Below are 14,847 nucleotides of genomic sequence, written 5' to 3' on the forward strand. Positions count from 1 at the left end.
CTCAAAAATAGTACGTTAGCGGGCGGGCAAACCGATTACTCTGGTTTGCAGTGCATCATGACCTTCCACTCACCCTCTTGAACCGACTCGCCGCGCTGGTTTACCAGAGAAACTTGGAAGTTGACGATGCCGACGCCTGGCTTCTTGGTTTCACGCTTGGAGCCGACCTTCTGGTTGACGTGAATGGTGTCGCCGATCTTGATCGGGCCACGCAGATCCCAGGTCATGCCCAGGAATGCAATTGCCGTGCCTTCCTTGATACCCAGACGGCTTTCCAGACCGGTTGCGATTGCGAAACCAGCTGGGCCATGCAGGATACGACCGCCGAATACGGTGTTCTTGGCGAACTCCTCGTCAGTGTGCACCGGGTTATGGTCACCGGTGAGTGCTGCAAACATCACGATGTCAGCTTCGGTGATGGTGCGACGTGGGGAGTTCCACTCTTGGCCTTCATACAGCTCATCGAAGTAGAGAGCATTTTGGCCGATACCAGCTTCTTGTTTAACAGCAGCAGTCATGATTATCTCCAGCCTTTATTTATTAATCAGGGGTACAGCGTTGATCATGGTCGAGAACACAACATCATCGAAGCTCTGCATGTACTCGATCAATTCTTCCAACATCTTGATACGTGGGCCGCGCCCAATAATTTCCGGATGGCAAGTCAAAGTGAACACACCGTTTTGAGCGCGTGCGGCATCAAATTCGGCAGCCCAATACTTGTAAACATCCGAAGGCAGGCGATTGCCGGTGTTCATCGGCTTCACCATGAACTGGAAGTACGGATAGTCATCAAGCTCCCAAGCAACAGGGAATTCGACTACCGAACTTTCAGGGCCTTTTTTGAAACTTTCTTCGGTAAGGACATCACCAGTGCGCGCATAGAACAGTTCAAAATCGTTCGACATCATGCTGCTGTCGTAGCGAAGCTCGAACTCTTCTAGCAAAGGAATGGTGTTCGGGCTCAAGTCCCAAGCCGGCGAACGGTAACCCTGAGGCCGCACGCCTGTGACGTCCTGCAGAACCTTGATGCTTTTGGCCAGCAGCTCACGCTCATCGGCCAGTTCCAGGTTCACAGGAGACTCATGCAAGAATCCATGGCACGCGACCTCGTGACCGTCCGATACGACCTGCTTCACCAGGTCTGGATAGGAGGTCGCCGTGTGCGCTGGCACGAAGAAGGTGGCCGGCACCTCACGACGTTTCAGAACATCCAGAAGCCTCGGCATACCCACGTTAGCGCCGTACTCACCCCGCGAAAGCGGAGTGGGCGAAACCTGTTTGAAGGTGCTGAGCCAGATGGCCACACCATCGAAGTCGAAGGTCAAGCAGACGGTCGTGGTCATGCTGGCAGCCCCAGAGCGTCCACTTCGCTACCATCGATGATGCGACGCGCGATGACGATCTTTTGAATATCGTTGGTGCCTTCACCCACGATGTAGAGCGGCGCTTCGCGGTACAGGCGCTCTACCGGGAACTCGTTGATGTAGCCGTAACCGCCGTGGATACGCAGCGCGTCTTCACAGATTTCCTTGGCCGATTCGCTGGCCAGGAGCTTGGCCATACCCGACAGCATGTCCGCACGATGACCCGCTTCTTTCGCACGAGCCGCCTCTGCGGTCATCAGGCGAGCAGCGACCAGCTTGGTGGCCATGTCGGCCATACGCAGCTGAACGGCCTGGTGCTTGTCGATGGTCACGCCAAACGAGCTACGCTCGCTTGCATAACGCTTGGCTTCGGCAAGGGCATTCGCGGCCAAGCCAACTGCACTGGCAGCGATAGCGATACGACCCACTTCGAGCGAGTCCAACAGGTGGCGCATGCCCAGGCCAGTTTTACCACCGACAACCGCAGTCGCCGGCACTTTGACCTTGGAAAGCAGGATCTCGACGGTGTCGACCTGGGTGTAGGCCATCTTGTGGAATTCGCTTTCCACAGTAACGCCTGGGAAGGATTTCTCGACCAGGAACAGACTCAGACGTGGACGACCAGTTTCGGCATCGACGCTAGTACGCGCCAACGTCAGCAGCAGCGTGGCACGCTCACCGTTGGTGACGAAGATCTTGGTACCGTTGATCACGAAATCCGAGTCGTCTTGCGACGCAACAGTGGTGATCGATTGCAGGTCAGAACCCGCAGCAGGCTCGGTCAGGCAGAGAGCGCCACGGTGTTCACCGGTCGCCATCAGAGGCAGGTAATGACGCTTTTGCTCTTCGGTACCGTGCTTGCTGATCGCGTAGGCCACAGTACAGTGGCTATTGATGAAGGCAGCCAAGGTTGTCCAGCCGGCAGCGATGGTTTCCATCACAGCAGCGAACACCGGCAGGCGCAGTTGGTAGCCACCGTACTCTTCTGGAATTGCCAGACCGAACAGGCCCATCTCCTTCATCGCAGCCAGCATCTCTGCCGGGAACGTCTTGCTCAATTCAAGCTGCTGGACGTTGGGCCGGACTTCTTTGGCGATGTACTTACGGACGGTTTCGAGAATCTCTTTCTCGACGTCGTTGAAGTCGTTGAATTGGCTCATGCTGTCCACCCTCCGTCCGCAGCGATAGCTTGGCCAGTGATGTAGCTCGCCTCTTCAGTGGCCAGGAAATAAATGAGGTTCGCGATCTCTTGCGCAGTACCTTTGCGCTGAGCCGGAATGATTCGGCTGATCCAATCAGGATTCGCACCAACGCCACGGTTCATGAACTCTGCAGCGGAGCTGACGATCGCAGCCGAGTTGCCGCGAACATCAGTGTCGATGGCACCTGGGCAGACTGCGTTGACGGTGATGTTGTGCTTCGCGTGGGTCTTGCTGATCTGACGACTCAGGCCAACCACGCCGAATTTCGAAGCAGTGTAGGAAGCGCCGTCGGCGCCGCCGATCAGGCCACCAATGGATGAGGTATTGATGATTCGCCCATAGTTCTGCTTGACCATGTGCTTGATCGCGGCCTGGCAGCCGAAGAAGGTGCCTTTAAGGTTGATATCGACCATGTGATCCCATAGGTTCTCAGTGGTCTCTTCGATATCAGCCATGCCGTCGAAGACGCCGGCATTGTTGACCAGAATGTCGACGCGGCCATATTGGTCGACAGCACCCTGCACCAGCGCTTCCACTTCCGCCTGGTTGCGTACATCTACCTTGACGAACCGGACTTCAGCGCCGGTTTCTGCCAGTTCACGAGCAACGGCTTCACCGCGCTCAGCGAGAATTCCGCCAATGACGGTTTTCACGCCAGCAGCTGCGAAGGTTTTGGAAAGCGCTAAGCCGATACCGGACTCACCGCCGGTGATGACCGCTACGCGGCCTTTGAGGTCAAACATGGTTATCTCCACATCACGGGGCCGGGTCGAAGGACTCAGCCCCTCAAACAGACTTATTTAGTGAAGCGCTGACGACGTCCGAAACGCTCACGAACCTCAGCAAATTCTTCTGGACGCTTCTGGGTCATTTGCTCGTAGTAACCGATGCGGCTGATGCCGTATGCGCCCATCTGCTTCAGCAGGCCGAGCGACTCTGCCATCTTCAGTGCGAAGGTGTTGGGGTTGAGAATAGTGGGGTCGCGGTACTGGCGATTGCTGAGCAGCCATTTCTCTGTTGCTGCAGAAATGATGGTGCAGGACAGAATGACGGCTTCTACGCCGCCAACCTCGCGGGCCTTTTCAGACGCCGAAAGCGCGTCACGTGCGACGCCTTCCAAGTCCTTAATCATGTCGGTGATGTGCCAGTCGATGTAGCGCACGTCGCGGCACTGCTGCTCAGCCCCATACAGACGTACCAGGTCTTTCATATACGCGGCAGATTTGCGGTGGTCGGTGACCAGCAGGTAGTCGTAGCCGAAATAGCTCACGTGCTGCATCGCGGCTTCAAGCGGGCCGATGACCGGAATGTCAACTAACTCGCGGGCTGCACGAACGCCTGGATCATTGCAGCAACCAATGATCACGGCATCGAAGCCATCTTTCTCAGCTTGGATCACGCACTCGAAAAGCTCCTCTTCGACCAGGTGCTTCGGGTACCACCAGTCGCAGTTTTCAGGAACGTTTTCGGTATTGGTAACCACCAGCTCGTTCCCCTGATTGAGGTACGGCGTCAGGGTTTCAGAGATCAAACCGTTGTAGGCCGGCGTCCCGAAGGGGTTGATGAAATTGACACGAACACCCATGAGAAAAGCTCCGCAATTGTTATGTGCCCCATCTTGGACGGAGCTTTCTAAAAAACCAACCGTTCGTATTAAAAATTAGACCGTTGAGTCAGTATGATTGAATCTTGCGTCGTGTCAATAGGCCGCAGCGCTCTTGATCAGCCGCTAATCAGACGCCGATGTGCCCACTCAAGACCGCACCAGATCACGGCATCGTGCTCCAGATCGGTGCAGTGGAAACTCTTCACGAGCCCCTTGCACGGTGAAGGTCTGTTGTATAGATTATACCCACCGGTCAGTTTTTTAGTATGGCGGGACAATCAGACAGAGGTGACTCACACCTCCAATTCCAAGAAACGATGTGAGGAGCAAGGGATGATCAAGGCAGTAAATGTGGGCGCGGGCTTCCCAGGCGTATCCACCGCTACCCTTACGGGGGAGGGCGAAATTCTCTTCTTGAGCGGCCATTGCCCAACCGATAGCAATGGTGACGTGGTCAAGGGCGACTTCGAAGCTCAGGTTCGAGCAGTATTCGAGAACTTGAAAGCGACCCTCGCCGAGGCCGGCGTGGGCTTTGAAGCTGTTGCCAAGCTCACCACCTACGTCGCGAACTTCGAGCCATCGATGCTTCCCGTCTTCAAGAAAGTGCGAAACTCGTATGTCAACGAGGCGTGCCCGCCAGCGAGCGCCCTAGTCACCGTACCGATGCTATACGACCCAGCCGTACTGATCGAAATCGATGGCTTCGCAGTAGTGCCACGTCAACCGAAGTAAATAAGCGAGTTGCCAGAATGTCTCAATTCGATGCTGTAATTGTCGGTGCTGGCCATAACGGCCTGGTATGCGCCGCGTACCTGGCCAAGGCTGGGAAAAAGGTTTGCGTGGTCGAAAGGCGCAACATCGTAGGCGGCGCAGCTCTCACCGAAGAACTGTGGCCCGGCTTCCACCTTTCGGTTGCATCCTATTGGATGTCGTTGATGCAGCCTAAGATCATGCTTGACCTTGACCTGCTCAAATATGGCGTCGAAGTGATTCCGACCCCGCCGGGCATTCATCCATTCCAGGACGGCTCTGTCGTCACACATTGGTCGGACGTCGACCGCATGTGTGCTGAGATCCGCCGGTATTCCGAGAAGGATGCGGATGCCTACCCGGGCTATGTCGAGCACATGAAGAAACTCGTGGGCCACCTGCGGAAGCTGTTGTTCGAAGTACCCATCGACATCTCTACCGGCAAAGTGAAGGATCTCACTAAGTCTGCCGCCCTTCTGTGGCGCATGAAAGCGGCAGGCCCAATGTTCTACGACATCTGGGATTTGCTGACGCTGAGCTGCCACGACTTCCTGCGCCGCTGGTTCGAGAGCCCTCAAGTGCTCACCATGTTCGGCTGCTACACCTCGGGCAGCGGCGGCAACATTGGCCCGATGGTACCTGGGACTGCGTATGTACTCGCACGCCCTTACCTGCGAGATGGCACCACCAAAGCTGGCCAGGGAGGCCTGGTTAAAGGTGGCATGGGCGCACTGGCGAACGCCATCAAGCAGTCGTGCCTGGATCATGGCGTTACCATCCGTTGCAGCGCTCCCGTAAAAGAGATCGTTGTCAAAGACAAACGCGCCGTTGGCGTGCGCCTGGAAAGTGGTGAGGTCATCCACGCCAAGTCTGTCGTCAGCAACGCGAACGCTAAAACTCTGTTCTTGCGACTGCTTAAACCTCAGGATCTGCCGCCGGCAGTCATTGATGCCGTGAAGCGCATTCGCACCAAAGCGAGCACCTTCAAGATCAACATGGCGCTCTCCGGTCTGCCCAAATGGCAAGGCCTAAAGGCTTCGGACAACCAGACTCCTGGCTCGATCACGATCGCAGAGAACCTAGAAGAGCTGCAGACTGCGTATGAGTCGGCTCAGCACGGTGAGATGGCCCAGCATCCTTATATGTGGATTCTGACACCAAGCGTGTTCGATCCGACCGCCGCGCCTGAAGGCAAACATACAATGAGCCTGCTGGGCGGTCATGTGCCTTACGCACTTCGTGATGGCCGGCCCTGGGACGAGACTACCAAGGAGGAGCTATTCAACATCGTGGTCAACCAGATCGAGCGCTACGCCCCTGGTTTCCGTGAGCTCGTGCTGCACAAACAGGTGCTGGTACCGTCCGATCTAGAGGCAATGTTCGACCTCCCAGACGGCCACGTTCACCACGGCGAGTTGAGCATCGACCAGATCTTCTTCCGTCGCCCAATCGCCCACTACGCCGATTACCGCTCGCCAATCGCCGGGCTGTATCAATGTGGTGCATCGACCCACCCAGGTGGCGGTGTGACAGGGGTTCCCGGTCACAACGCTGCTCAGGTCATCCTCAGCGAAATCTAGTTATTGTTGTGTCGTTTCCCCCCTCTGCTTGTCAGAGGGGGGTTCCCACCCTCTCCCACTGATGTCTTTCCTTTCCCTCCGCCCTTCCCTAACCGGTCTTTTCGCCTATTCCTTGGCAATTCTGTATGCACCCATAGAGCGCTGACTCGACACTCCGCCGAGCCAGACTAGCAAGATAAAAAATTTGACGTGTCGGTCTATAAAACTGACAATGGACATCCAAGGAGCGTGAAGAACCACTTCATTCGCTCTCTATCGCATGCCAGTATCGAGTGGATGAATGAATGGAAATCACGTACCGAGGTGTTGTTTACCCAGCGCAAACGGATGCAATGGGGCACATGACTGTGCAGTATTATGTGGCAGCCTTCGACCAGGCCTTCTGGCATCTGATCCACTCGTTGGGCTATAACGCCGACTGGCGCTTCGAGCGCAAGGAAGGCTGGGCAGATGTTCGCTACGAAATTGACTACAGAGCCGAACTGAAGGTAGGTGACCTGTTCAAAGTGGCGAGCATGGTTAAGAAAGTAGGTAATGCCTCTATTGTCACTCACCATCAGATGTTCAGCGCCAACGATGAGCTCTGCGCGGAAATCCAAATGACGTCGGTCTATTTCGATTTGGAGCAGCGGACGTCCAAGGCCATACCGAATGCCATCAAAGAAGCAGCCATGAGCAGGATTCAACTGCCTAGCGATCTTTAACCTTTATCCAGGTGGATACCTTGAATACTGTCGATATGCGCGACCAACTCAAACAAAAAAAACAAGCCTACGTCCAGGACGAGATCCTCTCTTCCGCCGCCACCCTTTTCGCTGACAAAGGGTTCCGTGCCATCACTATCAATGATGTTGCGGCCAGCCTGGGGTACACCAAATCGGTCGTTTACTACTACTTCAAGAACAAGAACGAGATCTTGTGGCAAATCTTCAATCGCATGCACCAGTGCTACGAAGACACGATCGTAGGGATCCTGCAGGAAGATCTGCCAACTGATGAGACCCTTAAGAAGATCCTGTGCCAGCACGCTCTCAACGTGATGCAGCGCAAGGACTGGACGGCGATCTACTTCCGGGACGAAAGCGAGCTGGAAGAACCGCAGCGCCTGCTGATTCGCAAGCGTAAGCGTGAGTACGACAAGATGATCGAAGGCGTTTACCAGCGCGGTGTGGACGAAGGCTTCTTCAAGCCAGTGCCCACACACATCGCGGTAAGCGGCTTCATGGGTATGTGCAACTGGCTGCACACCTGGTTCGACGAGAACGGCAAGATGACTGCCGAGCAGATCGCCGAGACCTACGTGGACATGATGGCCGGCGGTTACCGGAAATAAAAAAAGCGCCTCACGAGAGGCGCTTTTTGTTTCACCCTACTTACTGGTCAGCATAACGAGGCTCGCCGACGTCCGCACCATCAGCACGCAGGCCCTGGTCGGTAAGCAGGCTCCCCAGCTTGCCCGATTCACGCATGCTCTTGACGGTAGCGTTGATGGCCGCACCCAGCTCAGGATTGCCCTTGCTGTAGATGAACGCCGTTTGGGCCGGGTAGACCGAAGATTTCACCTTCTCGTCCGGCTTCGCAACCTTGATCTGGATGTCCTTACCGATACCGCCTTTTTTCTGGCTTTCAGCACCGATTGCATAGGTGTTGACTGCAGCATCGATGCGACCACTGTTCAGATCTTGAGAAAGCGCCACGGCGTTTGGATACAGCGACAGCTTGCCACCGTAGAGCTTCTTAAGCTCCGGTACCCAGAGGTAGCCAGTTACAGTACCCACCTTGCGATCTTTGAGCTGATCGAATGTGTCGGCGCCGTCACGCGAGTAGATGGCGGTCTGCTCCAGGTAGACAGGATCGGAGATGCCCATGACCTTCGAGCGCTCGAAGGTGCGGTACCAGGCGCCCACGGAGATGTCCGATCGAGATGCCACAACGTACTGAATCGAAGCCGCAGAATCGGTGACGATGTGATTGACCTTCAGGCAGTTGTCCTTGGCGATCTGCTGAATGATTTCCCCGTCCACGCCGCTGAAGCGACGGGCCTGGTCATCATATGCAAACGGCGGCAACACCACCGAGGTAACCGTCAGCTCGCCAGGCTGGATGGTCTTGAAGGAGTGCAAAGGCTTGCACTCTTCCGCCACCGCAGAAGCCGAAATGGCCAGAGCCAAAACCGAAGCGCCCATGCCCAGCAGACCTTTGATGCTATTTGTTTTCATCGTCTCACCTAGCTTTTTGGATTAACCGAGGGAACGTGAGCTTCAGCAAATGAAGGGTAGCTCGCGTCAACTACTACTTACTCGTCACAGCTTGAAGCACGAATTTCTGGATCTGCCTCACCAGAGAGTCGACACAAAGGTCGCTTCCCCACTCCTTGGTGAGCGCGCCATCCAAGGTGGCGCAAATCGTCCCTGCGGTCAGGCGGTCATCCTGGAGATGAAAAACGCCCTTCTTTCGACCTGAAGCGATAACACCAGACAACACCTCTACAACTCGAACGCGGATTCGATTGATATCCGCCTGCTGATCAACCATCAGATTGCAGGTTTCACGTCGCGACAGGACATAAAGCGAGCGGTTTTCAAGCGCAATGCTCATGTAGGTTTTGACGAAGGCACCGAGCGCATCAATCGAATTGCTGCGACCTTTGAGCTCTTTCATAACCGCATGCAACAACAGCGAGTCGAGCTCCTCAATGAAGTCAAACAAAAGCGTTTGTTTGCTCTCAATGTGGTTGTACAAAGAGCCAGCCTGAATTCCTACAGCATCGGCCAATTGCCGAAGGCTGACAGACTGAAACCCTTTGGTAACGAATAATTCCAACGCAGTGCGACGCACAACAAGCGACTTGCATGAGCCGCTTTCAATATTGGCATGGGTGGCAAGCGAACTGGCAAGACTTCCCATATTGATACCACCAACCTCGTACAACTTGATGCCGTTGTACTTAATGAAAGAGTTTCAATGAAAACGCTGCCGCCTGTGAAAGCGGCAGCAGTACCGCTTACAGGCCGCTTTTCGCCAAATCTTCAGCAAAGTTGCGGCGCTCGCGAGCGTAGTCCACCTCACTGTCACTGATCGCGCGAATACGCACCTTGCTCTTCATTTCCTCGGAAATGTGGGCGACCACACCTGGCATGGTGGAGATGACAGCCAGACCGGTCATCTCTGCTGGGGTGAAGCCCATCTGAGCCAGGATGGCACCCATCATGCCGACTTCGTTGATCACGATCTCAGGCTTGTTGGCCTGGGTGGTAAAGGCCTTGTGCACGGCCTCATACCACTCGCAGATGTCACCCCATACACCGGTTTCGATTGCCAGGGCCTTGAGCTGCTGGGCACGCGGATCGGTATAACGGAAAACCGGGTGACCCAGGCCTGGCACACGCTCTTTCCGGGCACGCATCCCTTCCACCAAGGCGTTGGCCGAAGCTTCGAAGTCGCTTGCGTCTGCCGAGAAGGTAGCGTTCAGGAAGTTGCCAGTCTGGTCAGGGGCCAGCGAATACTCACCTGCAGACAAAACGGCAGTGGCCAGGCCAGCAACCATGGACGGGTTACTGGAAACGCAGAAGCGAGCAGCGGCAGTGCCTGGTTTCTTCAGCGCGTAATCCAAAACCGAGCAAAGGATGCCGTCGATCATCTTGGACTCGCCGGCATTCGGCAGACGGCCACGGATCAGCAGGTAGGTGGCCGAAGCGAAGCTCAGCTTGCCGATCAGGTCGCCCAGATCGTAGCCCCGGATGTAGACAGCGGACTCCTCAACGTCGCTTACCGAGGTGCTCCAATACCGCTTTTCTGTAGTCATTGCTGGTTCCTATCGAGTGTGCCTGCACCGCCCACTTGGACGATCGCTTGGTTCGACTGTATTCCAGGTATATTTTTTTGTCCAGCGGGTACGTAAAAATGATTGGCGGGTTTTGACCTCGCCCGGAATCTCGGCCAGGCAGCGTCCGAAAGCCAGGGAAACTCGGGCGGACGAAGCAGCCATAGGTGGGTCAGGGAGGAGGACGCATCGGGTCCGTGGAAGGCGATGAGAGGTACATACCAAATGTTCAAAAGTTTTGACCAATGGGTTTTTTCAGGTATCGTGCGTCCTCTCAGGACGAGCTCGCCACTCGCGAGCAACCATCGAACAAATGGTGGTGCTTCGCAGCTTGGCTACATGAGCCTTTGATACATCTGCCCAAATAAATCTAAAAGTACAGCGGATGAATTACGCCCCCTCCCCCAGTCAGAATCGGTGCACAGTTGACTCCATCCGTTGCAGGCCAACGGAACGCTCTCTCTTACAAGACTAAAAAATTTCTACCGCTGTTGCTGCAGTAGTACTTAGAGATAACCTGGATATTTACATGGCTCGTTCACAATCGCTTGATGACGCGGTGCTCACGCGCACCCATAAACATATTTTCCTTTCAGCCCTGGGTAGTCCATTTATTGCCGGCTACGTTCTGAGCTTGATTGGTGTCGTTATTGCCCAGATCTCAGGCGAGCTGAAACTCTCAACAATGTGGGGGGGCCTGATCGCTGCTGCCGCCCTGTTGGGTGTGTTCTTTGGGGGCACGCTAGGGGGATGGATCACCGACATTTCGGCAGAAAGTTTCTATACCTCTTGAACCCGGTGCTGATTTTCGTTTTCTCTGTGGCGCACATGTTCACCGAAACGGCACTGACGTTATGCCTTCTGCGCTTCATCATCGGAGTGGCAGTCGGGGCGGATTATCCTGTTGCCTCCACAATTCTCTCTGAGTTCATGCCCAAGAAACATCGCGCTCCCATGATCGGCGGCCTCGTCATCATGTGGTTTGCGGGCTCTGCGACTGCCTACATCAGCGGTGAGCTGATCAGGAGCACCTGGGGTGATAAGAGCTGGAGGATAGTGCTCGCCGCTGCAGCCATCCCATGCGCCCTGTTCTTCTTCATGCGTCTGGGCAGTCCAGAATCCCGACGCTGGATGGGAGATCGCGGAAACCTGGCGGCAGCCGACCAGATCGTCAAAAGCGTTTACGGCCAGCAATACTCCATCAACGACATGCCCGAGGAAGAAGAGAAGAAGCTGTCACTTCGCTCCCTCTTCAGCGCTGGTCATGGCCGCAACATGCTGTTCGTCACGCTCTTCTGGACTTGCTCGATCATTCCCCTGTACGCGGTCAATATTTTTGCCCCCAAAGTTATGCAGGCCCCGGCACTCTCCGGGCGCTGGGCGAGCCTTGGCTCCATCATGATCATGCTGCTCTTCGTCGTCGGATCGATGCTGGCATCTAAGATGCTCAACATGATGGGCAGGCGCCAATTGCTCACTCAGAGCTTCATAGGCTCGACGATCCCCCTGCTGTTGCTCGGGACTGCATTGGTGGCACCCAGGTGCTGCTCTTCGTTTACCCGACGGAATTGTTCCCGACTTCCATCAGAGCCTCCGCGCTGGGTGGAGGTACCTCGTTCTCAAAGCAGGGCGCAGCTGTGGGAATTTAGCTGGTACCAATGTCGGTAGCGTCGTTCGGCATTTCACCAACGATGTATGCCGCAGCGGTAATATCACTGATCGGCCTGATAGCTACAGTGCTCATGGCACCCGAAACACGATCAAACGGACTCATGAAAACCGCATAACAAAAAAGGGCGCTCAGCGCCCTTCTTTTAGCTTAAACCCCTGCCCAAGGTATCTCTTGGGCAGGCATTTTTACCCCCGGCTCAAAGCCCGATCCTGCAACAGGGCACGACACCAGCTCGGCAACCTGCCGGCCGACGGCCAAGGCGCAAATCGCGTTCACATCGTGTCCCACGGCCATGATTGCCCCGGGTTTACCTGCAGGGCGCACAACATAAGGTTTACCGAGTGGTGTGATCGGAACGTTCACCATATCGTCACCCGCTGCGACACGCTCCTCCTTGAGCTTCAGATCCAAGCCTAAACACCCTTCAAACCTGGCGCTTAGCACGCCTGCCGCAATTACCGTTTCATCTGCCAGGAACTGCCCACCAGTGGTGGAGACGCCAACGACTTTACCGCCAGAGACCATCAGCTCAGACACTTGTAGGCCTTCGAAAATGCGACCACCGCGATCATTCACAATGTTCTTCATGTCCATGAGCATGTCATGCATCAGAAGCTCATCCGCACGAGTGCCACGACGCACGCTATTGGCGGTGATCGTTGACTGCGAGGTGAAACAGAATCGGCTGACTAGACGCATGTTGTAGCCCAGATCCTCAAATAGCGGGAACAGCAGCTCCTTGCCACGCTTAGCCAAATCAGTAGATAGCTCGTCACCTACACAATCGACGAAGGGTGCCCGGGGCGCATTGGCCCCTACCCTTGACTGCTCGATCAGGGTAACCCGCATCCCGGCCTGCTGCAGGAAGTAAGCAGAGCTAACGCCAACCGCTCCTCCGCCGATGATGATCACATCCAGCCCAACGTGTTTTCCCACAGCGTCTACCTCGCGGTTAGCAATGCCTCGGCGTGCACAAACAATCGTCCGTTGAGCAGCCCTCAACAAAAATACCCAATGGACTATTTAGAATACCCGGAGGTCAGTATTTCGCTCGAACCTGTCCCTGTCAATGATCCTTCGAGCGCTAGGGCAATATAGGTTGACCAGTGGTAAGCCGGATTGGAGACAGAGCGTCTGCGTCCGTGAAGGAGAGATCACTCAAGATGCTTTTTGGGGGCAGAGAGAGGCATGTGTATACGATGAACGTGAGGACGATGACTCGCCTGGGCTTATCTACCGTTAGCCTAGATTTTTTTGATGCTCATCACGTTTTAGAATCAAATCAGAAAGACTGCTCTGTCATTTTTTTTTGCGGGACGGAATTCTATATTTGAGGCCTAAAGAAAAGCGGGATCTCCGTCCCACCGCCTTTCTCGGATCGAATTGAACGCCAAGGCGCCTGCTTTTCGGGCGTCTTTTTTCAGGCTGGGAGGTTGCTCAGGTCACTTGCCCTTCTCTGCCCCCTTGGGCAGGGGGGAGTCGGGCCTTCGGTAGCTTCAGCTACCGCTGCTTTAGCCTTTGACTTCAAAGAACAAAAACCTTTTCAATTTTTTGACAAGTGTGCAGCTGGAATTCTGATAGGACTCTCGGGATCAGAGGTATGCATTAGTGTGCATCCGAGGGCAGTTGACTCACGTGAATGCTTGGACAAGGGACGCTTGCCCCAAGAGAGGAAGGGTAAAAACAGGCACAAAAAAAAGGGCTCAGATCTCTCTAGCCCTTGATTCGCTTGTGTTTGGCGGGGAACCAGGGATTCGAACCCTGGGAACGCTCTCACGTTCGCCGGTTTTCAAGACCGGTGCATTCAACCACTCTGCCAATTCCCCGATGCAATTCTGAAGATATCCTGAAGTGCGCATCTGGGGACTACCTGAGATAAGAACTCTAGGATAGTTGCCCATCGACGGTTTTCAAGACCGTTGCCTTAAACCACTCGGCCACGCTTCCAGCTCGTTTTGCGGCCGCCATAATACCGTAATGAAACACGCTGTCAAACTCTCTATGTCGCCGGTTGCAGGAGCTCTGATAGACTCCTAGCATCTGAACGTTCCAAAACCACAGGTTTACCAAGGAGTGTCGCCATGCGCGAACAGGATTATGCCGTACACAGCGGCCAACAGGTCGAGCAGCGCGAGGTCAGCAAGGTCCTGCGCAACACCTACAGCCTGCTGGCACTCACCCTAGCCTTCAGCGGTGTCATGGCTTTCGTTGCCCAGCAGATGCGTGTCGGCTACCCGAACATCTTCGTCGTGCTGATCGGCTTCTACGGCCTGTTCTTCCTCACCAACAAACTGCGTGATTCGGTCTGGGGCCTGGTTTCCACCTTCGCTCTCACCGGCTTCATGGGCTTCATCCTCGGCCCAATCCTCAACCGTTACCTGGGCATGGCCGGTGGCGCTGAGGTGGTCAGCTCGGCCTTCGCCATGACGGCCCTGGTGTTCGGTGGCCTGTCGGCTTATGTGCTGATCTCGCGCAAGGACATGAGCTTCCTCAGCGGTTTCATCACCGCCGGCTTCTTCGTCCTGCTGGGCGCCGTAGTGGCCAGCTTCTTCTTCCAGATCAGCGGCCTGCAACTGGCGATCAGCGCTGGCTTCGTGCTGTTCTCGTCGGTCTGCATCCTGTTCCAGACCAGCGCGATCATCCACGGCGGTGAGCGTAACTACATCATGGCGACCATCAGCCTGTATGTATCGATCTACAACCTGTTTGTCAGCTTGCTGCAACTGTTCGGCATCATGGGTCGCGACGACTGATACCGGTTGCTTGAGCCCGTTGAAAAAGCCCGCTTCGGCGGGCTTTTTTGTGGGTACGTGCAGGCCTGTATCCTGTAGCCCACCCTTTCCGCGC

The 14,847-nt window shown here is 55.3% G+C and carries 16 protein-coding genes and 1 tRNA gene; 7 read left to right on the forward strand and 10 right to left on the reverse strand.

Going from position 1 to position 14,847, the window contains the following annotated elements; translation table 11 throughout:
- Window positions 1-35 precede the first annotated feature (35 nt).
- Genes JOE27_RS07250 through JOE27_RS07270 form a run of 5 tightly spaced genes read right to left on the reverse strand, consistent with a single transcriptional unit; the run spans window position 36 to window position 4,154 of the window.
- On the reverse strand, window positions 36-518 hold the full coding sequence (locus tag JOE27_RS07250) for a MaoC/PaaZ C-terminal domain-containing protein (protein WP_014590596.1): 483 nt from the start codon (window positions 516-518) through the stop codon (window positions 36-38).
- Between the two features lie 15 nt (window positions 519-533).
- Window positions 534-1,346, reverse strand: coding sequence for a polysaccharide deacetylase (locus JOE27_RS07255; protein ID WP_204918416.1), 813 nt, complete (start codon window positions 1,344-1,346; stop codon window positions 534-536).
- Window positions 1,343-2,527: an acyl-CoA dehydrogenase family protein gene (locus tag JOE27_RS07260; RefSeq protein ID WP_014590594.1), complete on the reverse strand. Its 1,185-nt coding sequence runs from the start codon at window positions 2,525-2,527 to the stop codon at window positions 1,343-1,345. The genes JOE27_RS07255 and JOE27_RS07260 overlap by 4 nt, the downstream gene beginning before the upstream one ends.
- Window positions 2,524-3,312 carry an SDR family NAD(P)-dependent oxidoreductase gene (locus JOE27_RS07265; protein WP_014590593.1) on the reverse strand — a complete coding sequence of 263 codons (789 nt, stop codon included), beginning with the start codon at window positions 3,310-3,312 and terminating at the stop codon, window positions 2,524-2,526. The genes JOE27_RS07260 and JOE27_RS07265 overlap by 4 nt, the downstream gene beginning before the upstream one ends.
- Window positions 3,313-3,365: 53 nt before the next feature.
- Window positions 3,366-4,154, reverse strand: coding sequence for an aspartate/glutamate racemase family protein (locus JOE27_RS07270; RefSeq protein ID WP_204918418.1), 789 nt, complete (start codon window positions 4,152-4,154; stop codon window positions 3,366-3,368).
- A 354-nt stretch (window positions 4,155-4,508) separates the two neighbouring features.
- Between JOE27_RS07270 and JOE27_RS07275 the strand changes: the two genes are divergently transcribed.
- From JOE27_RS07275 to JOE27_RS07290, 4 genes are all read left to right on the forward strand, one after another.
- Window positions 4,509-4,907: a RidA family protein gene (locus JOE27_RS07275; protein WP_014590591.1), complete on the forward strand. Its 399-nt coding sequence runs from the start codon at window positions 4,509-4,511 to the stop codon at window positions 4,905-4,907.
- Window positions 4,805-6,505, forward strand: a complete 1,701-nt coding sequence (locus JOE27_RS07280; RefSeq protein WP_274378354.1) for an NAD(P)/FAD-dependent oxidoreductase — start codon at window positions 4,805-4,807, stop codon at window positions 6,503-6,505. Before JOE27_RS07275 ends, JOE27_RS07280 begins: the two co-directional genes overlap by 103 nt.
- 284 nt (window positions 6,506-6,789) lie before the next feature.
- The gene (locus JOE27_RS07285) at window positions 6,790-7,209 is read left to right on the forward strand and encodes an acyl-CoA thioesterase (protein WP_041166930.1); all 420 of its coding nucleotides are present in this window, start codon (window positions 6,790-6,792) and stop codon (window positions 7,207-7,209) included.
- Between the two features lie 11 nt (window positions 7,210-7,220).
- Entirely contained in the window at window positions 7,221-7,838 is a 618-nt protein-coding gene (locus tag JOE27_RS07290; protein ID WP_238530844.1) for a TetR/AcrR family transcriptional regulator, read from the forward strand.
- A 40-nt stretch (window positions 7,839-7,878) separates the two neighbouring features.
- On the opposite strand, the gene JOE27_RS07295 is transcribed toward JOE27_RS07290, so the two are convergent.
- The 3 genes from JOE27_RS07295 to JOE27_RS07305 all read right to left on the reverse strand — a co-directional run bounded on the left by JOE27_RS07295 (window position 7,879) and on the right by JOE27_RS07305 (window position 10,310).
- Window positions 7,879-8,724, reverse strand: a complete 846-nt coding sequence (locus JOE27_RS07295) for a transporter substrate-binding domain-containing protein (RefSeq protein WP_014590587.1) — start codon at window positions 8,722-8,724, stop codon at window positions 7,879-7,881.
- A gap of 73 nt (window positions 8,725-8,797) precedes the next feature.
- Complete coding sequence (locus JOE27_RS07300; RefSeq protein WP_049870126.1) at window positions 8,798-9,412, reverse strand: TetR/AcrR family transcriptional regulator; 615 nt, start codon at window positions 9,410-9,412, stop codon at window positions 8,798-8,800.
- Between the two features lie 97 nt (window positions 9,413-9,509).
- Window positions 9,510-10,310, reverse strand: a complete 801-nt coding sequence (locus JOE27_RS07305) for a citryl-CoA lyase (RefSeq protein ID WP_014590585.1) — start codon at window positions 10,308-10,310, stop codon at window positions 9,510-9,512.
- A gap of 547 nt (window positions 10,311-10,857) precedes the next feature.
- Here JOE27_RS07305 and JOE27_RS24975 point away from each other — a divergent pair.
- A complete protein-coding gene (locus JOE27_RS24975) occupies window positions 10,858-11,121 on the forward strand; it encodes a hypothetical protein (protein WP_337999030.1) in 264 nt (87 codons plus the stop codon).
- Window positions 11,079-11,996: an MFS transporter gene (locus JOE27_RS07310; protein WP_348632616.1), complete on the forward strand. Its 918-nt coding sequence runs from the start codon at window positions 11,079-11,081 to the stop codon at window positions 11,994-11,996. Before JOE27_RS24975 ends, JOE27_RS07310 begins: the two co-directional genes overlap by 43 nt.
- Window positions 11,997-12,147: 151 nt before the next feature.
- Here JOE27_RS07310 and JOE27_RS07315 read toward each other — a convergent pair whose 3' ends face one another.
- Entirely contained in the window at window positions 12,148-12,936 is a 789-nt protein-coding gene (locus JOE27_RS07315; protein WP_204918420.1) for an FAD-binding oxidoreductase, read from the reverse strand.
- 800 nt (window positions 12,937-13,736) lie between these two features.
- Window positions 13,737-13,826: transfer RNA gene (locus tag JOE27_RS07320), tRNA-Ser, on the reverse strand.
- A 255-nt stretch (window positions 13,827-14,081) separates the two neighbouring features.
- On the opposite strand from JOE27_RS07320, the gene JOE27_RS07325 reads away from it, so the two are divergent.
- Entirely contained in the window at window positions 14,082-14,753 is a 672-nt protein-coding gene (locus JOE27_RS07325) for a Bax inhibitor-1/YccA family protein (protein WP_012315235.1), read from the forward strand.
- Window positions 14,754-14,847 lie beyond the last annotated feature (94 nt).

Source organism: Pseudomonas sp. M5 (assembly GCF_016907075.1).
Taxonomy (GTDB): Bacteria; Pseudomonadota; Gammaproteobacteria; order Pseudomonadales; family Pseudomonadaceae; genus Aquipseudomonas; species Aquipseudomonas putida_E.